Source organism: Ignavibacteria bacterium (assembly GCA_015709655.1).
Classification (GTDB): domain Bacteria; phylum Bacteroidota; class Ignavibacteria; order Kapaibacteriales; family Kapaibacteriaceae; genus OLB6.
Genome location: CP054181.1, coordinates 1,174,203 through 1,192,766 on the forward strand (window position 1 = coordinate 1,174,203; position 18,564 = coordinate 1,192,766).

The following is an 18,564-nucleotide window of genomic DNA, read 5'->3' on the forward strand; positions in this document are numbered from 1 at the left end:
ACTCCCTCAATCAACTTTGACGACTCGCACAATACCTGTACAACTTCTCGTATCCACCTTAATTACGTAGCTGCCTGCAGCTGCTCTCGACCCGTTAGAATTCATACCATCCCAGTACGCACTGTGACAAGGAATACTCTGGGACCACACAAGCACTCCATCGAGTGCGTACACTGATACGCCTGTAATCTCGCCACGACCGATGAGGTCGATCGTGATGCCGATATTGAAAGGATTGGCCGAGACTTTAGGCTGGCATTCGTCAACACCATCAGCGTGTCTTTCTGTCCTGCGCGCAGGTGTCACCGCGACAAATGAGGCATAACTAGTTCGTTCACGTCTCATATCCGTGGTGTGTACCCATACACTATCCAGGTCACTTCGGACAAGAGGATAGTCCAGTAGGCGTTCGTGAACGTCCCATCCTCTGCCGGAGGATATCTGAGTGATGCAAACCCGGCCGCCATCTTCTATTCCCCGCACCCATGGCTGTAGCTCAACTCTTCTTCTTGCCGGCAGGCTCTGTCGTGTTTGATTCCAGAGCACAACAATGTTCCCCTCTGAGAGGGTCACACCATCGACAGCACCATCTCCGTCAATATCACCCCAACAGATGTCGCGTACGTTTCGTAACGTCTCTAGTCCGGTGTGATACTCGCGTTGAAGTCGCCGATCCGTCGGGTCTTCACGATACAACTTCGGAGGCCTACATGTTGATCCCGTTGTCATCATCAACTCGGCAACGCCGTTGCCATCAAGATCTGGCCACGAGCAGGCACTAACGCGATCTTCAAAGGGCAACCTTGAAAGAACATCCATACTCCATTGATCAGCGATAGGAATCTCGGTTTGCCGAGGGGAAGGAATCCGTACCATGTTGATGGCAATCCCTGCACCAACGATGTGGTCCTCGCTGGTTTGCGCATCAACAACTCCATTTATCGAGATGGTCGGGCGCAGATAGAGACCGGACACTCCATAAGGCACGTGGAGCACCGTGAATTGTTCGAGTCGATGAGTGACACCTTCACTGTTCCCTCCAGCTTGGTTGATCGCTTGAACAATAGTCGCCGCACTGCCCTCCTCAGTACATACGCCAACGATATCTGCGTCGCCATCGGCATCCACGTCTGTGGCAACGACATTATGGAGGACAAGGTGACGCGATTGCTCACTCTTGAGAATCAGCGGTGTTGCATTCTCCGGTTCATCTCTTTCGTTGAACCGGAACAAGCCACACGCTCCATTTGACTTCGCTACTAGCACATCTTCGGACCGATCGGTATTGAAGTCTGCTACAACGACACTAACAATAGCCGCTTCGTCCGATATCTCGAGCACGCGGATGCGTACGCCGTCTGCCGTTCGCCGCTGTTCTGCAATTCGATCGTGTGAAGATCTTCGGATGCCAATGAGCTCGAAATCTCCATTGCGACAACGACGGGGCAAGATCATCTCAACGCCAAGTCGCGCAGTGCTGACGGTTGAGTCAAGCTGCCATTGACGTGCCGGACCACGTGAGTGAAGCAGCCCCTTGGACGTCAGTATCTCTCCTTGACCATCCCTGTTCAAATCCACAGTTGCAATGAAGGGGCGTTCCGTTGCATCCGGAATAACTTCGGGGGAACCCGAATAGATCGTGTCAAGACCAAAGTGAAAGTATGACTCATGTGCTACTACGTCTCTACTCTGAACGTAGGCATCGACGAGATATGCTCTATTGATGGTCTGCCAAGGCCCATCTTCACGACGTACACACTGAAGTGTGAAGTTCTCCTCTCCCTCGCACAAACACATTGGAGCACGCGCGACGTTATCACTTAACAACGCCATCTTACCCGACATCGACTCCATACTGACGAAGAACTGATCACCAGCGAGATTGATTGGGGGATCGAACGCAATCAAACAGTATTCAACGCCATTGGTCGACTTGCGGATCACTTTCGGCTCGCATTGGTCTAGGCCTAATACTGGTGCGGGTGCGCCCCCTTCATGTCCATAGATTCTAACAATAGCAGAGTCATTGAGCTTGCCGTTGACCTTCAAACGAATAGAGTCGAGCTGGATCTCGCCATGTATTGGAAATCGAGCCGCACTTTGAAGAGTCTGGTCATGTGAATCGTGCAGTTCGCCAAATCCGTTCACAAGGTCATAGTACCTTAGAACGACGGTCCCCTCATCATGCGATGTGCGTGCTATCGCTTGACAATTGAGTACAAAGGCCAGCAACACCAATCGCACGCCGAACAGCACGACATGTCTGCCGTTCCATTGCCTACGGCCTCCCAAGCTCGTGGCGATCATATATCCCTCCCGCATCCCGTTGAAAAGAGTCGAGGCTTCAAGTCTGGTCGGTGGTGGCGGTTTACGTCAGTGGGTTGAAGATGCCACTAACGGCCAGACTGATGTGTGGGTAGACGATGTGCTAAGATTGACGCGCGTCAAGAACGCTAGGTCAGACGGTGAACTTTGGCGTGAATGGAGCGCTTAGGCGCACCGTTGCGAAGAGTGTAGATACTGCCCGGAAGGACGGTTGTCGTTTCATCTATCGTCCTCCGAAGCGATGAATAAGGAATCGACCGTTGGTCAAAAATAAGTTCTTCGACCGAAGATCACCAGCAAAAAATTCAACCGAACGAAAAATGGCAACATTCTGGTAAGTAAACATACGTAAGTGAAAACACATATCAAGCAGTCATTATTTTAGGGATATTGCCGACCTCGCAATGACCGTGGTCGTCTAACCGGCGCACATGCAAGCCGTCGATGTCATGAAACCAGCAGATGGCGGATAGTGTATTTTCGGCCATGCTTGCCATCACCGACATACGCAATCGAGCCGCCGCATTTGCTGAGCGCTGGAAGGATGAGACATCTGAAGACGCCGAGGCAAAGACCTTCTGGGATAACTTCCTCGAAGTCTTTGGCGTCAACCGCAAGCGGGTCGCCGTCTTCGAAAAGCAGGTCATCAAGGCCGGTGCCAAGGCCGGATATATCGACCTCTTCTGGCCGGGACTGTTGATCGTAGAACACAAGTCCGCTGGAAAGGATCTCGCAAAGGCCTTTACGCAAGCGATCGACTATTTCCCCGGCCTCAAAGACTCTGAGTTGCCCCGGTACGTGATCGTCAGCGACTTTCAGCGCATCCGTGTGCATGACCTTGTAGAACACGTAGAGACAGAGGTCGCCCTGGCCGATCTCCCGACGCGAATCGACGTCTTCGGCTTCATCTCCGGCTATGCCACACGAAAGTTTCGGGAAGAAGACCCCGTAAACGTCCGCGCTGCCGAGTTGATGGGACGATTGCATGATGCGATCAAGGCGACAGGATACGACGGTCACGATCTTGAGGTCTTCCTGACACGCCTGCTGTTCTGTCTCTTCGGCGATGATACAGGCATCTTCAACCGAGATTCCTTCGTGTCGTTCCTTGAGACCAAGACCCGTGAAGATGGCATGGATGTGGGACCACAACTGTCATTCTTGTTTCAGTTGCTCAACACCCCACTTGACAAGCGCCCTAAGAACCTCGACGAAGATCTCCAAGCATTTCCCTATGTGAACGGCAGCTTGTTCGCTGAAACGCTGCCGACACCAAACTTTGATCGTGAGTTGAGAGAACGGCTGCTGGAGTGTGCCAACTTCGACTGGACCTACGTCTCTCCAGCGGTCTTTGGTGCGATGTTTCAGGGTGTGATGGACGCTGTCAACCGCCGTAACCTCGGCGCTCACTACACCTCCGAGAAGAACATCCTCAAGGTTGTCTCCGGCCTGTTCCTGGACGAGATCGAAGCAGAACTGGTCAAGGCTCGTTCGTCGGAGTCCCGTCTCCGTGCATTGCACGATCGCATTTCTCGCATGCGGTTTCTCGATCCCGCCTGTGGTTGCGGTAACTTCTTGATCGTCACATACAAAGAACTCCGTCGTATTGAGACGGAGATCCTCAAGCAACTTGATGCCCTCGGCAAGCTCTCTGGAAGGGGGCAGATGGTCACCGACGTCTCCGCTCTGTCACGCCTGTCCGTACACTCCATGTTCGGCATCGAGATCGAGGAGTTCCCCGCGCGCATCGCAGAAGTAGCTCTCTGGCTGATCGACCACATCATGAACGTCGAACTTGCCACGGCTTTCGGTGCCTATTTTGTCCGCTTGCCCCTTACCAACGGACCAACGATCCGAATCGGCGATGCCTTGGACGTAGACTGGCGAAAGGAGATCCTCGATCAAGAGCTTGATGTGGAGTGGTTCATCCTGGGGAATCCTCCGTTCATCGGTTCGAAGATGATGTCGGACACGCAGCGCACACGGATCAAGAAGCTCTTTGGAGGAGTTTCGGGCTCCGGCGTCATGGACTTCGTCACCGGCTGGTACGTAAAGGCCGCCGAAGCCATTCATGGCACATCTGTCCGATGTGCTTTCGTATGCACAAATTCCATATCACAGGGTGAGCAGGTCGGGATTCTCTGGAAGCACCTCGTGCAGAAGTATGGGATGCACATCCACTTCGCTCACCGGACGTTCCGATGGTCAAATGAAGCAAAGGGTGTAGCCGCCGTACACTGCGTGATCGTTGGATTCGGGTGCGAACGGATAGCCGAACCAGCACTCTTTGAGTACACGAGTCCAACTAGCGATGCTGTCCGAATCCAGGTACCGTCGATCAATGAAGTGGTCCGATAAAAATGGACACATTGGGACGTGTTTTTCGCGCTGATGGAGTCACAAAGCATCGATGAGAGGTGTTTTCTCGTCGATGGAAGGAGATTCTCACCAAGAGACCTTCTGGTATCGCTTTGTAGCGTTCCGTGATGGTTCGACGAAGGTTCCCGCGAGGTTCCGGTGTGGTTCCGTGGCCGGAAATTTGCTCGCCGAGACGGAATCAAGGGCCATTTTGACGGAATCCCCATAGACGCATGAGCATGCGACTCGCTTACAAAAGAGGCGGTTTGGCACGTAGCTGTAATGGCTCTTTCTCATCAGTCCGCCTTTGAAACATCCGTCTCAACTTACAACAGGACCGATTTTTCACACCACTCCACTCGAACCTCTAACATTTCCAACTCCATGACGCCCTCAATTAGTAGTTTAATTGACACGACGAATTGTGTATAAGTTCTTGTTGGCACAGAGGGTTCCGACAAAGCATCTGACTTCCATTCAACTAAACGCATAATACAGAGCACTGGAGGTCCATCACAATTACAAATTGTCATTGTTTATTACACGGTAGTTCAAACAGGCTCGGTCAGAACCGTTTGTTCCGTATCGGCAAACCAGCCGTTGTTGCGGAGTCCATCACAAGGTAACTGTAGTCACAGTATTGCAGGCCTCACAGCTTTTCCACAAGAACCGGACAAGCTTGCAATCGGTTTGCCATGTTTTCGCAGGCAGGAACGGAAGCTCATACCAACCGTAGCAAGTGACCAACCCCTCGGTGACGCGTGCTGCTAGCCGTGTACCAAAATCCATTTTATTAAATATTCTTAGATATTCACACGCCCCCTAAAACACGCAGGACATTGAGGAATGGGCTGCAGGGGTTTATGTTACATAGTTTTAGCAATCGCCCGGGCTACTCGTTGCCCATCCAAGGCAGCACTCATAATACCACCGGCATAGCCCGCACCTTCGCCACATGGATACAGGCCTGCCATGGTAACCGATTCCAGCGTTTTGCTATCCCTGAGGATGCGCACCGGCGAACTGGTCCTGCTTTCCGTGGCTACAACAATGGCGTCGTTCGTAAGGTATCCGCGCATTCGTGTATTAAACTGCACAATGGCTTCTGCAATTCGTATTGATACGTCGGATGGCAGTACTTTGTGCAGATCAACCGATTCAATACCAGGAATGTAGCTTGTGTCGGGAAGCGAGGTGCTACGTTTGCGGTTGACGAAATCCGAAACTCGCTGGGCTGGTGCCTTCTGCGTAGATCCACTAACCATTGCAAATGCCTTCTGCTCCGTTTCGCACTGTAATGATAGACCACCACTGACTTCAACAACCAACCCTGAATTGGCAAATCGGGAGTCTCGCTTGCTCATACTCATACCGTTTACTACAATCTCACCAGGCGCGGTGGAAGCTGGTACGATAATTCCGCCGGGACACATGCAGAACGTGAAAACACCCCTATTGCCTAGCTGACAGACCAGACTGTAGCTGGCGGGTGGCAGGAATGGATCCCTGGGGCTGTGGTGATACTGTACCGTATCAATAAACTCCTGCGGATGCTCAATGCGAACACCCAGCGCATACGGTTTATCCTGAATAGCAATACCGGATTGCAAACAAAGCTTGTAGATATCCCGTGCACTGTGACCTGTTGCCAGAATAACAGCATCACCCATAATTTCCTGACCGTTTTCAATGTAAACACCGACAATACGGTTCGGGTTAGTTTTCGAAGCAATAAACTTCGTTACGTATGAATTAAAGTGTACCTGACCTCCATACTCGATTATCGTTTCGCGTAATCGCTGAACAACCATCCAGAGTTTGTTCGATCCAATATGCGGATGCGATTCAACCAGTATATTGCTGCTTGCTCCATGGGCAACAAGGAGCTCCAGAACATTTCGCACATTACCGCGCTTATCAGAACGCGTGTACAGCTTGCCGTCAGAATACGTCCCTGCGCCGCCTTCACCAAAACAATAGTTGCTGTGTGGGTTAACAATCCCTTCCTGCTGTAGCACCCGAAGGTCGCGCCGCCGGTCTCTTACGTTCTTCCCGCGGTCAACCACCACCGGGGTAATTCCATATTTAAGAAGCTCCAGTGCTGCAAAATACCCGGCCGGACCTGCGCCAACAATAACAACACGCTTTTCGGGGTTCGCCTGCCTGAGTTCTGAAAGGGGCTTGGGTACGGGGTGCGGTTCCGTTGAGATTTCTACGTGAACTACAACCCGGGGCATTTTAGGCCGCGCGTCGATGGCACGCCGGATGACCGTTACCACATACACGCCGTTGTCACTAAGCCCTGCCTCTTCTAATGCAAGCGCACGCACAAAGGCAGGGTCGGCTGCTTCGGATGGACGTAGCTGAAGTGAAATGGTCATGAGGCTGGTCGGGGTTATTGACTAATAGTGCTCCGTTGCGAACACACGACGCAGTGATTCAATAGCGGGTACAATTTTGCTGGTTTAATGCTGATACGTAAGTTACGGCTATGAAATCAATTATAACGTTCAGCATCCTTGTTTGCTTCATGATCACTGCCGGCATCAGCACGTTTGCCGGCGATGCCGAAGAATTTGCAAAATGTCCGGTGCAGGTTAATTGGAAACGAACGAAGGCAGAAGATTATACGGTAACCGTGACCGTAACGAACGGGTCTTCGTATACGCTTATCGACCCGAAGGTTCGGGTGGTGTTTTACGATAAGGACGGCAAGGAGTTATCGTCGGCAGCTAAGGCTTACTTTGCCAGGATCCCCAAGGGAAAATCCAAACGCATGGAAGCCCGGATCTTTAGCTATATCGATACCAACTCCGTTGATGCAAAAGGCTTCGTTGAGGAAGGTACATTGAAATAGTATCCCGTTCTTCATAAACATCAGCCTAAAAACATGAAAGGGGCCGCACCTTTTTTGTGACATCTCTTTTATTCCAGGAGATGCATGCAGACTGCTACTTAACAATGGGTAGTCCGGCTGCCTGCCATGCTTTAATGCCGCCAACCATGTTGTACACAACCTTGTAGCCCATTTTAATAAGATCATCTGCTGCATATGCGCTTCGCCCGCCTGTTGCACAGTACACAATCAGTGGCTTTTTCTTGTCCAGTCCAAGTGACTGGATTTTTTTCTTGAAGTCCTTGTCCATCACATCCACACGCGATGCTTTCTCCAGGTGCCCAAGGTCCCACTCCTGCTGTGTTCGTACATCTAATAAGGAGGCTTTCCCGGATTTAACCATTTCACGGGCCTTTACGGGAGTGATTTCCTGCATTTCCTGAGCAGCCATTCCGGCTGTTCCAACTACAAACAGTAGTACCACAGTAATAATAAAATTTATCGGTCTCATAGCTACTTCCCTAATTGATTTTGCACACTTACCCACGAGCCACCGTTCACAGCTTCGTATCCAAGTGACCGTGCCAGACGGGTGGCGGCGCCGCTTCGAGCACCCGAGGCACAACAAAATACGATTGGCTTGTCTTTAGGTACCGATGCAATTTTAGTGTCGAGTTGCTGCAGTGGCATGTTCTTGCATCCCTGGATGTGACCCATCCTGAACTCATCCGATGTTCGAACGTCAATAATAATCGGGTTGCGATTCAGCACGTCAGTAAGATTCGAGCTGCCACCGCCAAATAATCTGGAAAGTATTCCCATGGTTGTCCTTTCAATGTGCCGTTAATAACGTGGCAAATTACTGAAGCTGGAGTTGACCAACTGTGATGAATGTACCTTTCATGTTTGCTGATGATTCGGGCAATCCGATGTTATCGTGAGAATAGGGAGAGGTTTGCGGTAATCGAAAGCGCCACAGTCCGGGGGTCTGAGGGAATAATACCGGGACCCGGATAACTTGCTGCCCGCCGGGTAAAATAGTTGGTATCCAGTGCGTTGTTTAACGATGCCCGGACAATGATGCGGGGTGTTGTATAGGTAGCCGAAAAATCAATGACAGAATACTCGGGTATAACGCCCGTTACTGCCGATGCGCTGTGCGTGGTGTTCGTAGCGTCGGTATACTGCTGCCCCACCTGCGAGTACGTCATCATGCAGCCAAGTTTGTCCCATTCAAGTCGTATGCTGGTTCTCAAGAGATATGGAGGGACAAATTCTACAGCCTTGCCAGTGACGGCCTGCTCTGCTGACTGTTCGTAGCTGCCACCGAGTACACTTGCATTTAGTAATAAATGCAACTGAAGGGGACACTCGTCCATCCTGCTTATACCAATGGCACTCCATGCATTCAGTATGTTAATGTCGGCAACACATTCCACGCCTTGGGTGAATGCATCGGCAATGTTGGTTCTGTATCGATACGGGAGGTATAAAGGGGGCTGATCGCTGCGGGTTACCTCGCCAATCTTGTCGTTATAACGCAGATAAAACACGCTGATGTCCCAGGCAAGGATGTCAGCAAATTGGCCACGCGACCCTACGTCAAGAGTATAGCCCCTTTCATCATGAATATCCTGATCTACAATCAAATTGGGGTTCACTACGCGGAGATCCGTAAACGTGATGGCCCGGTAATTCTGAACGGCATTGGCATATACTTCGAACCCCTCGGCACTGCGCCACTGAACTCCAAGTCCGCCCAACATGATTACGCGGTTTCGGGAGCGTTCTTCGTTGGTAACAGTGTCCACAATCCTGTTACCCGCCAGGTCACGGATAATGGTGCGGTACCATCCATGTGCGCGCGTATCAATGCGCTCTAACCGAAGCCCGGGGATCACAGAGAAGCCGCCTCCCAGACTGACAAGACCTTCAGCAAAGATTGCGGCGTTCGTGATCGGGAAGTCGTAGCTGCTGCCTTCTAATGCATCCGGATTTAAAAAAGCAAAATCGGGGCCGGAGCCGCTCGATGCATCACCTTGTTGCTGCTCGGTAGAGCCCCAATACAAGCGCGTTCCTACGGCAATGGCTGAGGTCTGGTTAAATAACCGGTATTGGTGGGTAAGCGTTGTTTCATTACAGATGTTGATAAACTTTCCATCTATCATGGTTCTCGGACCTCCCATATCAATCATGGTTATTCGGTTCAGATCTCCAAGGGCAGTACGAGAGCTTTTCATGCCCGAGAAAATTGAATTCAGCGTTGTAGCGGTGTCCAAAATCGCGTTAATTCCAACCGAGGCAATATTCCAGTTGACAGTAAACCAATTGCGTGCTCGCACGCTTTGTTTGGGGTTGGTATCAAACATTTTGTCCGACAAACCGCCCGGCTCCTGCGCCAGGTAGTGCATGCCGGTAAACTCGGCAGTTATGCGAACGTAGTCAGAGAGAGATACGGCAAGGTGTGTATGCCCTGTACCCTGATATGCGGTACTATTGCTTCGCCAGCCATCAGTGCGCCGGTACTGCATCCATCCCTGATAGTCCAGCCCCTTTGCCGCTCCACTGAGTACAAGCGATCCGTGAACAAGTCCGTAGCTCCCGGTACCGGCAGAAACACGGGCATGCAGGGCACTGCTGCGGTTTGGTTTTAGTAAGCCAAAGTTAACCATGCCGCCAAATTGTGTTCCGTACCGTAATGCGCCGCCGCCACGAACAATATTGATGCGTTCAACCATTTCCATGGGAGGCGTATAGTAACTTTCGGGATATCCCAGAGGGTCGGCAGCAATGTCGTAACCGTTCTGACGCGTTGTAAAGTTGCTCGACCTACTGGGCGACAAGCCACGGCCACCAATTCCAAGCTGCAATCCAAGTGCATCACTCTCCCAGACGTTGAGCCCGGCAATGCCTGCAAATACCTGACGGGCATTGTTGGTAGCGGTGTTGGCGGGTAATTCCTGAACATAGATTAGCTCGACTTTCTTTCCGGCGTTGATAACACCTATCCCAACGTCGTCAATAGGCGAGATGATAAAGTGATTGCTGCGGTTTCCACTCACACTAACTTTACGAAGCGTAACAGTGTCGGCATCATCTGCATCAGCACTTTGAACAGACAGTGTATTGCCGGCAGTCTGATAAACGACCAACACAACCAGCCCAACCGATATTAGAGTGTTACGTACCTTCTTCCCGATGTTCACGCAGCACCTACCTTGGTAATATCCATTCGTTCGATGTCCATCCCATCTTCATGCGCGACAAGTCAGCATTCGGGTCGATAAGCTGCTTGCCAGGAGCTCCATTCAGAGTAACCCATACATCAGCCTTAATGATAGGGTCTACCATTCCGCGTTCACTGAAGTATGTTCGCAGCATGTGAGCATATTGCAACACCATGTCGGGCTGCATTGCCATCTGTTTTTCCTGATGTGCATTTAAAAAATCCGAATTGTTCACGTACGTTGTGCGTCCTGTTTTCCTGTCCGTAATACTAAACAATGCAGTTCCCGCCTTCTCCATCAGCATTACGCGCCAGCCAAAGCGGTAGCCGGCTTCGTCCCAGAATACGTCATTTGTTTGCAGTAGGTACCGCCATGGAAGCAGCACCTGAAGAACAAGGTGCACACCAAGGACGCCTGCAATCACTCGCTGTAGTCGCGGTGGGGACAGTGCCATGGACTGCACCGCCGGCACACCTGCTTCTACCTTCACCTGCGACGGGAAGAAGAAAACCAAGGCAAGACTCGACATAACAAGCGGAAATACACCAATCTGGAACAGCATTCCAGTGACTGTATGGAATGTGATCACTGCGCAGTAGGCAAACAGACGGGTACGCTTATTCATCAGCCAGAACGGTATCGTTACGTCGTACAACATGCCTGCCCACGAGAATACCCATGGAATCCATGAGACTGTCATGAGCGGTCCGATAATCGGTAGAGTATCGTTGGCCGGCAGCCAAATCCGCAATGGCATTGCCTCTATAAGCCAGGAGTAGTTAATCTTGGCAAGACCTGCGTAGATATACACCAGCGAGATCTGGAATTTCACGGCATCAACCATCCACCGCGGAACGGTATTCTGTTTGATTCGCGGACGCAGCCAGGTATCAACTGACCATGCAGTGTGAGCTGGAAGCAAGGCCAGCATTGCCGCCATGATGCTTACGAAATAGTAATGATTTAGGTAATATGTTTTATCTAACAGCTCAACATAGGTAAACGTTAGAAAGAACAAAACACTACTTATCCTGTACCATGCACCCAGCGTAACACAGATGGCTGCCAACAACATTATTGCAAACACCATGTACATTCCGGTAGCACCCAGGGGTTGCACCCAATCGAATCCATCATACGGGAAATGCCACATTGGCTGTATGTACTGGTCATGAATCCATCCCAGGGATATGAATCTGACACAGCTTACCACCATTGTGGCTCCAAACAAAATGCGTATCACGGCAAGCGTGGTTGACGGTGCCCGAAGGTTACCGTAGCCTGCTATGGCTTGCTGAATTCTGCCGGTATGCCGTCCCAACGCACTAATCACCGTCACCGCTGGAGTAGGTAATGTAAATTCCCAGGAGTGACGATAGTTCACTCTTGAAGAACCGGGTAAGTTTCTGCAATTCTGTCTGGAGTGCCGTGGGCGGCTGAGGGTTATCGGTTACCATGATGCTTAACGGCATTGCAGGCGGTATCGCAGCAAATGCTTTTAATACCGAGTCAGCCTGACGATGAGTTCCGGCTACAAGCTGCGAACCGTTTACAGCCGACAGCGCGTATTCTTCAAAACCGTTAAAGCTCACGCCCTGATAGTCTGTTCCCGACCAGATTCTAAAAATAGCATCGTATTGTCGGCGAATTAGTTCCATCGACATTCCGGAATAGTATGCCTCAACACGGGTTGGTTCGGGTCCTGCCTGACCAGCACGCAAACCCAACGGTATTCCAAGCTTGTAGTTCTTGATAAGCTCGTAACCAATGTTCATAGCGTTAAACAGAATTGTGGTACTGCTGCCGGCATCGGTTCCGTCTTTCGACAAAAACTCGGTCCGATAACCTGTTGTCCACGCCTGATACACCGTTTCTACCTGCTGTCGCAACAGGTGTGCTATACGGCTAAGATAGTTACGTCTGTTTTGTCCGCCAGTACCGGAGAGCTCTGCTGCTACTTCCTGGGAAGCCGCATGGAACAGTACGTATTCCACCGCATAAATCCCTCGTTTGTCACGATTGAAATCCTGTTGCGTTGTATCGCCGTTGGCAATTGCCTGTTCAATTTTCTGAGCACTGCACGGGAAGGTACCAACGTTGACTGATAAATTTCCATACAATCCTTCGGCCGGACCAAAATCAAATGCTACAACGTCTTGCCACAGCAGCATTGTTTGCCTCAGGGTTGTCCGCATCAAATCAACTGTGGCAGCATCAACAGAGGCCGGCAGATCCTGTACCTGCTGTTCCAGCAATCTCGTGTTGTCCAGCAGTGCCTTATAACCCGGTATTATTAGCTTATCGGCCATGCCGGTAAGCATTGCCTTACGGTCAAACGTATCGGCAGCAGGCTGATCAGTTGTGCATCCGGCAACTATCACCGCCAGCACCACCGATATCCAAAGCCCCTTTCCAAACATCATCATAGTTATTTGTTAGCGTGACTGGGCAGATACCCAGTTTGTTTTGAAATCTTCCATTTCGGCATCACTGAATCCATACACCGCCTGGAGCTTTTTGGTTACCTGCTCTAATCGATTTAGGTATGGTGCTGGTTCCAGCCAGAACTTATAGCACGTTGGATTATTGGCATCGGATATCAGCAGGAGTTGGGTCAGCTCGTCGAGTGTGGCATCAGTAATCATACGGCTTGACGGGGGAACTGATTTCCAGCCGCGTATTATCCCGGCCGCTTCCGCAAATGTGTGCATTGCCTTACCACGAGCTACATCGTCCACCTGGGTCGCACTGAGGGTGGTAATGGTAAGGTACGAATAGTTAATAGCAGTGGCCATTTGACTTTTCTCCCAAATCAGGAGCATTTCCTTGAGAGCATCGTTTAATTCATTGCCGTACACTTCGGGTTTTTCAGCAGCAGCACGTGCAGTCAGAGCTGCCTTCTTAAACCTGGAGTAAAATCCGTTGCCGTCATTCTTGTCACGCCGAGCAGCATAGTTCGCCGAAAATACATCTTTCTGTGCAGCTTTTACCGAACCGTTGGGGAATGTTGGATTTGCCCCGAACAGTGCTACAATTTGGTCAACCGTGCTGGGCAACACAACACCGCTTGACCGCAGTGTTGCCTGGTAGTACTGCATCGTTGCAAATAAACTTTTCTGTACGAACTCGTCAACATCGCGTCCGTACCGGTCAAACAAGTACCCGCCGTACACTCCTCCCACAGTACCGTCAGTTGGCTCTGCACTGCCAGTGTGAAGTTTTCCCGAAGCCATTGCGGCATTTTCTAAAAACTGGCCGATAAAGTCAACTTCCGACGGTATTGTGTACTGCATCAGTGGCTGGTATGCCTGCATGAGCTGACTACTCGTGAGTGTGACATCAACCTTTCGTGCACTTTTCAGCAGCCCAAGCAGTGCGTCCAGATTTGCCCTAATCTGGTACGCTTCAGCAGTATTTGCAGACCATGAGGCACTGTCATAAATCTCCGGAACTACCAAGTCTGTTGTAGGTTTAGCTGGCTGCGACGAATCACATGATGTCAGCACTGCAACAACTGCACCAAGCATTAAAATCCTGTATATCATAACGTCCTAATCGATTTTGATGGTGAAAATGAGCGACAAACTTACACTCATATTAAGACTAAATCTAAATATAACTGCACTTTTTTTTTTAGGGTGGCTTCATGCACCTAGTCAGGGAGGGGGCTTTGGCGGTCGTCTCCGGATTGTCACGTTTGATACATCACACGGTACATCCAGCCTATACATGTTTTCCCATCATTTCCCAGGGTGCTATCATGATGAGTTCTGTAGGAATTCACTTGCTTATTCTTTCCGAGCAAACGTCGGCATCATTCCCGGTGCAGAGTGCCGAGATGGTCCATAGCGAACTTCGTCGCTGCTGTGTACGCAGGAATTCGGTACTGCACGCTTCGCATGTGCTGGCTGACCATATGCACGTGCTCATTGAGACGGAGGCAGAAGATCAGGCGTCAGAGATCATTGCAGACATTGTTGCAACCATTCAGAAAACCTTCCGCATAACATCACGCAACATAGTGTTTCAGGACGGTATTCACGTAACACTGCTACCGCCGTGGCACCTTGATATCCTGTCGGCATTCGTTGAAAACCAGGATTCATATCATGTAAAGTACACCGTGAGTGAAGAGCTTGAAAGAGTGTTTCTTCCAGGACTGCCAATACCGTCGGCAGCGGCATCGTAATAATAGTGAGTATCCCCTTCCTCTCCGCCAGCCAAAGCCCCCTACCGTCGGTTGCGCAGCCAGATAGCTGCTATAGCAGCCGTTACTGAGCCCGTTACCAGCGGAATCAGCGTCCCAAGGATGTAAATCATCGGAGCTGAAAGCGTTACTGCCTTTGCACTCAGGACGGTCCTGAGTGCTTCCTGGTTTGAGATGATGTGACGGTACTTGAGTTCAGTACCCCGAAGGACAACCTCCAGGTAATCAGGCATGAGGACGTTGTAAAAAAACAACCAGACAACGCACAGTGCAAGCGAGCCATACACGCTGGCATACATGCCGTTGCGTACGGTATCGCCGTATGGTGTAGTAGTGCCTGCAAGCCGCCGGTGCACCATGGCTCCGATAACACCGAGCGGACAAAGCAGAAGCCACAACACCTGCACTTCGGCAGATGTGCCGGCTTCAAATCTCCCAAGTGCCGATTCCATAATCAGCCACAGTAAACCCAGCGCACCAGTAATACCGCCCCATAATAGATTAATCATGTTGCCCTCCGCTTCGATGCCTGACGGCTATATTTGCCGTCCAAACAAGGAATACTAACCTATGAAACAAACCCGATTTCACGCACTTCATGTAGAAGCAAACGCAAAAATGGTAGAGTTTGCCGGATTTCACATGCCAATACAGTATCCGACAGGAATTTTGGAAGAACACCGCAAGGTCCGTACCGGCGTTGGCATGTTCGATGTGTCGCACATGGGTGAGTTTTTTATTGGTGGACCCGATGCGCTGGCCCTTGTTCAAAAACTCACCACCAACGATGCATCAAAGCTGGAGCCGGGTAAGATTCAGTATTCGGCAATGTGCAGACATAACGGCGGGATTATTGACGATTTGCTGGTGTACTGCCTAAAGCCGGATTTGTTTATGCTTGTGGTAAATGGTGCCAATATCGACAAAGATTACAGCTGGGTAACCGAAAATGCAGCCGCTTTTGCAAATGCGTCCGTTACGAACGAAAGTGACGATTATAGCCTGCTTGCCGTACAGGGTCCTAAGTCCGTTGACGCTCTGCAGCCTCTAACCACTACCGTACTTTCAGACCTTGCCTACTACACCTTCACCCATGGTACACTGGCCGGCGTGCCAATGATTATTTCTCGCACCGGATATACAGGCGAGATTGGCTTCGAGCTGTATTTCAAGGGTGACGATACGGTGTGCAAGAATGTTGTTGATGCAATAATGCGGGAAGGGGCTCCGTTTGGCCTGGATTGGATCGGGCTTGGAGCACGCGATACACTGCGCCTGGAAAAAGGCTTCTGTCTGTATGGCAACGATATTACCGAAGATACACTGCCACACGAGGCCGGGTTGGGCTGGATAACAAAACTTAAAAAAGGTGACTTTAACGGACGTGATGCCATAACTGCAGTCAAGGATGCCGGCATTACACGTAAGCTGGTCGGCTTTGTGATGAAGACGGAGAAGCTACTGCCACGAAAGGATTATCCGATTCTTGTCGGTGACGCTGTTGTGGGTGCTGTAACCAGTGGCGGCAAGTCCGTTATGCTTAACACCGGTATCGGCCTGGGATATGTTGCTGCTGAGTTTTCAGAACCCGGAACGCAGATATCCATTCAGGCACGTGGCACAACATTCCCGGCCGAAGTAACTAAAATTCCGTTTGTTTAGTATCTACTCTGAGTTTGGAGTGCTTGGTTCAACTGTGCTTGCAGAGTTATCCGGCACCGGAGCTGCCTCTTCGTGAATTTGAATCGCAACCGTGGCGGTACCCTTGCGTATCATGTCGAGTGCCTGAGCAGCCCCTTTTGAAACATCAATTATGCGTCCGTGCTTAAACGGCCCCCGATCAGTTACCGTAACCACAACGCTGCGTCCGTTCTCGATATTCGTAACGAGAAGTCGTGTTCCGAACGGCAACCAGCGATGAGCGCAGGTTAAATCGTTCATGTTAAAGGTGGCACCGCTCGAGGTTTTGTTCCCGTGAAATTTCCCTGCATAGTACGATGCCACGCCGGTATCAGCATCCATTCGCAGCACTTCCAGGGTGACGGTGTCAGCCAGAGTTTGTCCGCGCTTTACCGGAGCCTCGGCAAGGTTCCGTGCGGCCATTCGGGTAGCTGCCTGCAGCTGCAGTGTAGCCAGAATGATATCGGTGGTATCGGGCACACCAGGCTGAACTGTGTTGGCACCCGCACCGGCTGATGGCTGCGCCACGGTTAGGGTTTTAATGCTGCGCAGAATCGAGTCAGCCTTCATCCGCTTGTGCATTGCAGTAATTCGTAGGCTGTCGCTGGCACGCCACTCAGCCTCCCACTCCCGCATTAGAACTCCAGCACGGGCACGCAGCGAGTCTGCTGCCACCACGCCGGAGTCCGGCTGACCAAACGTGGTAGTCTGACTAAGACACAGGGCAACACAAAGAGCAAGAACAACAACCATGGTGCTATCCAATATGGCGTCTGCGCAGTACATCAACAATTTCGCGAACCTGGTTGGTTTGGCCGCGTGGACATATCATGAGTGCTTCTTCTGTATCAACAACAACCAGGTTTTCAACTCCTACAACACCAACAATCTTTCCACCAAGTGCACTGATAAGCGAATTGCCGGTATTAAGTGCGATTACATTGCCTTCGAGAACATTATTCTTCCCATCCTTCATTACAAGTCGGTACACTTCGTCCCACGTACCCACATCACTCCAGCCAAAAGCCCCATCCACAACCAGAATATTCTCAGCCTTTTCCATAACACCAACGTCAAAAGAGATACTTCGGATTTGCCGGAAGATTGTCTCGAGAGCAGCATGATACGTTTCTTTATTAATGTGCCGTTCCAGAGACGCAAACAACGGTGCATGGTCGGGCAGAAAGGTCGCAATTGCCCTGAGCAGCACGTCGATCCGGGCAACGAAAATTCCCGAGTTCCACACAAAGTCACCGGCATTCAGGAAGCGCAATGCTGTCTCGGGGTCTGGTTTTTCGGCAAACGTATGAACGTAGTATACCTTATCCCCAGCCTGACCGTTGGCAGTATACGGGTTACCTACCTGAATATAGCCGTAGTTTGTTTCAGGTCTGGTTGGAAGCACACCAATCGTAACAATCATTTCGGATGTTCTCGCCGCATGGCATGCCTGATTCAATACTGCCTGAAATTCATGGCTGTTCTGAATCAGATGGTCACTGGGAAGAAACGCAAGAACAGTATCGGGAGAGTAAACGAATTTTAACAGGGTACTTGTAAGAGCAATACTTGGCCCCGTATTTCTGCCAAACGGCTCGCAAACGATTTGGCCTTCGGGCAACTCGGGCAATTGCTCCCGGACCAGTCCTTCGAACTGCTGCGTGGTTACAACCCATGTCTGCTCCGCCGGTATTAATGGCGAAATGCGCTGCACGGTATTCTGAATCATCGTTCCATTGCCTAAAACATGCTGAAACTGTTTCGGCATTTTATCGGTGCCACGTGGCCACAAACCCGGACCACGGCCGCCGGCAAGTATTACTGCAACATTTTTCATGATTGCAAACTACATATCTGCGTCATCGATTCGTCTTCGTATCTTTGATGTCTTATTTTTTGCAAACGTTATACTGTCAACGCAATGCACCGAA

At 50.7% G+C, this 18,564-nt stretch carries 15 protein-coding genes; 4 read left to right on the forward strand and 11 right to left on the reverse strand.

Translation table 11 applies throughout. From position 1 onward, the window contains the following. Window positions 1-6: 6 nt before the first annotated feature. On the reverse strand, window positions 7-1,797 hold the full coding sequence (locus HRU79_04700; protein ID QOJ25983.1) for a T9SS type A sorting domain-containing protein: 1,791 nt from the start codon (window positions 1,795-1,797) through the stop codon (window positions 7-9). Between the two features lie 1,014 nt (window positions 1,798-2,811). Here HRU79_04700 and HRU79_04705 point away from each other — a divergent pair. Further along, window positions 2,812-4,683: a class I SAM-dependent DNA methyltransferase gene (locus HRU79_04705; GenBank protein QOJ25984.1), complete on the forward strand. Its 1,872-nt coding sequence runs from the start codon at window positions 2,812-2,814 to the stop codon at window positions 4,681-4,683. 866 nt (window positions 4,684-5,549) lie between these two features. On the opposite strand, the gene HRU79_04710 is transcribed toward HRU79_04705, so the two are convergent. Further along, on the reverse strand, window positions 5,550-7,064 hold the full coding sequence (locus tag HRU79_04710) for an FAD-dependent monooxygenase (GenBank protein QOJ25985.1): 1,515 nt from the start codon (window positions 7,062-7,064) through the stop codon (window positions 5,550-5,552). Window positions 7,065-7,174: 110 nt separating this feature from the next. Here HRU79_04710 and HRU79_04715 point away from each other — a divergent pair, with 110 nt between their 5' ends. Then, window positions 7,175-7,540 (forward strand): hypothetical protein, encoded by a 366-nt coding sequence (locus HRU79_04715; protein QOJ25986.1) that lies wholly within the window; start codon window positions 7,175-7,177, stop codon window positions 7,538-7,540. Window positions 7,541-7,634: 94 nt separating this feature from the next. On the opposite strand, the gene HRU79_04720 is transcribed toward HRU79_04715, so the two are convergent. The 6 genes from HRU79_04720 to HRU79_04745 form a co-directional block, all read right to left on the reverse strand. Beyond that, entirely contained in the window at window positions 7,635-8,030 is a 396-nt protein-coding gene (locus tag HRU79_04720) for a rhodanese-like domain-containing protein (GenBank protein QOJ25987.1), read from the reverse strand. 2 nt (window positions 8,031-8,032) lie between these two features. Beyond that, on the reverse strand, window positions 8,033-8,341 hold the full coding sequence (locus HRU79_04725; GenBank protein QOJ25988.1) for a rhodanese-like domain-containing protein: 309 nt from the start codon (window positions 8,339-8,341) through the stop codon (window positions 8,033-8,035). Between the two features lie 110 nt (window positions 8,342-8,451). After that, window positions 8,452-10,725: a TonB-dependent receptor gene (locus tag HRU79_04730; GenBank protein QOJ25989.1), complete on the reverse strand. Its 2,274-nt coding sequence runs from the start codon at window positions 10,723-10,725 to the stop codon at window positions 8,452-8,454. Window positions 10,726-10,732: 7 nt separating this feature from the next. Beyond that, window positions 10,733-12,130: an HTTM domain-containing protein gene (locus tag HRU79_04735; GenBank protein QOJ25990.1), complete on the reverse strand. Its 1,398-nt coding sequence runs from the start codon at window positions 12,128-12,130 to the stop codon at window positions 10,733-10,735. Continuing rightward, window positions 12,072-13,172, reverse strand: a complete 1,101-nt coding sequence (locus HRU79_04740; protein ID QOJ25991.1) for an imelysin family protein — start codon at window positions 13,170-13,172, stop codon at window positions 12,072-12,074. Before HRU79_04740 ends, HRU79_04735 begins: the two co-directional genes overlap by 59 nt. Window positions 13,173-13,181: 9 nt before the next feature. After that, on the reverse strand, window positions 13,182-14,291 hold the full coding sequence (locus HRU79_04745) for a hypothetical protein (GenBank protein QOJ25992.1): 1,110 nt from the start codon (window positions 14,289-14,291) through the stop codon (window positions 13,182-13,184). Between the two features lie 215 nt (window positions 14,292-14,506). Between HRU79_04745 and HRU79_04750 the strand changes: the two genes are divergently transcribed. After that, on the forward strand, window positions 14,507-14,935 hold the full coding sequence (locus HRU79_04750; GenBank protein QOJ25993.1) for a transposase: 429 nt from the start codon (window positions 14,507-14,509) through the stop codon (window positions 14,933-14,935). Window positions 14,936-14,976: 41 nt separating this feature from the next. Here HRU79_04750 and HRU79_04755 read toward each other — a convergent pair whose 3' ends face one another. Beyond that, a complete protein-coding gene (locus tag HRU79_04755; protein QOJ25994.1) occupies window positions 14,977-15,462 on the reverse strand; it encodes a DUF4199 domain-containing protein in 486 nt (161 codons plus the stop codon). Between the two features lie 61 nt (window positions 15,463-15,523). On the opposite strand from HRU79_04755, the gene gcvT reads away from it, so the two are divergent. Beyond that, window positions 15,524-16,615: a glycine cleavage system aminomethyltransferase GcvT gene (gene gcvT / locus HRU79_04760; GenBank protein ID QOJ25995.1), complete on the forward strand. Its 1,092-nt coding sequence runs from the start codon at window positions 15,524-15,526 to the stop codon at window positions 16,613-16,615. A gap of 3 nt (window positions 16,616-16,618) precedes the next feature. On the opposite strand, the gene HRU79_04765 is transcribed toward gcvT, so the two are convergent. Both HRU79_04765 and HRU79_04770 read right to left on the reverse strand, forming a co-directional pair. Beyond that, a complete protein-coding gene (locus tag HRU79_04765; GenBank protein QOJ27268.1) occupies window positions 16,619-17,056 on the reverse strand; it encodes a septal ring lytic transglycosylase RlpA family protein in 438 nt (145 codons plus the stop codon). A gap of 334 nt (window positions 17,057-17,390) precedes the next feature. After that, window positions 17,391-18,470, reverse strand: coding sequence for a mannose-1-phosphate guanylyltransferase (locus HRU79_04770; protein ID QOJ25996.1), 1,080 nt, complete (start codon window positions 18,468-18,470; stop codon window positions 17,391-17,393). Window positions 18,471-18,564: the final 94 nt, after the last annotated feature.

What these genes read in the sequence shown, in the direction of transcription:
- HRU79_04700 (QOJ25983.1), bottom strand. Translation starts at nt 1,797, where the DNA reads ATGTGTTTGTGCGAGGGAGAGGAGAACTTCACACTTCAGTGTGTACGT.
- HRU79_04705 (QOJ25984.1), top strand. Translation starts at nt 2,812, where the DNA reads ATGCTTGCCATCACCGACATACGCAATCGAGCCGCCGCATTTGCTGAG.
- HRU79_04710 (QOJ25985.1), bottom strand. Translation starts at nt 7,064, where the DNA reads ATGACCATTTCACTTCAGCTACGTCCATCCGAAGCAGCCGACCCTGCC.
- HRU79_04715 (QOJ25986.1), top strand. Translation starts at nt 7,175, where the DNA reads ATGAAATCAATTATAACGTTCAGCATCCTTGTTTGCTTCATGATCACT.
- HRU79_04720 (QOJ25987.1), bottom strand. Translation starts at nt 8,030, where the DNA reads ATGAGACCGATAAATTTTATTATTACTGTGGTACTACTGTTTGTAGTT.
- HRU79_04725 (QOJ25988.1), bottom strand. Translation starts at nt 8,341, where the DNA reads ATGGGAATACTTTCCAGATTATTTGGCGGTGGCAGCTCGAATCTTACT.
- HRU79_04740 (QOJ25991.1), bottom strand. Translation starts at nt 13,172, where the DNA reads ATGATGATGTTTGGAAAGGGGCTTTGGATATCGGTGGTGCTGGCGGTG.
- HRU79_04745 (QOJ25992.1), bottom strand. Translation starts at nt 14,291, where the DNA reads ATGATATACAGGATTTTAATGCTTGGTGCAGTTGTTGCAGTGCTGACA.
- HRU79_04750 (QOJ25993.1), top strand. Translation starts at nt 14,507, where the DNA reads ATGATGAGTTCTGTAGGAATTCACTTGCTTATTCTTTCCGAGCAAACG.
- HRU79_04755 (QOJ25994.1), bottom strand. Translation starts at nt 15,462, where the DNA reads ATGATTAATCTATTATGGGGCGGTATTACTGGTGCGCTGGGTTTACTG.
- gcvT (QOJ25995.1), top strand. Translation starts at nt 15,524, where the DNA reads ATGAAACAAACCCGATTTCACGCACTTCATGTAGAAGCAAACGCAAAA.
- HRU79_04765 (QOJ27268.1), bottom strand. Translation starts at nt 17,056, where the DNA reads ATGGCCGCACGGAACCTTGCCGAGGCTCCGGTAAAGCGCGGACAAACT.
- HRU79_04770 (QOJ25996.1), bottom strand. Translation starts at nt 18,470, where the DNA reads ATGAAAAATGTTGCAGTAATACTTGCCGGCGGCCGTGGTCCGGGTTTG.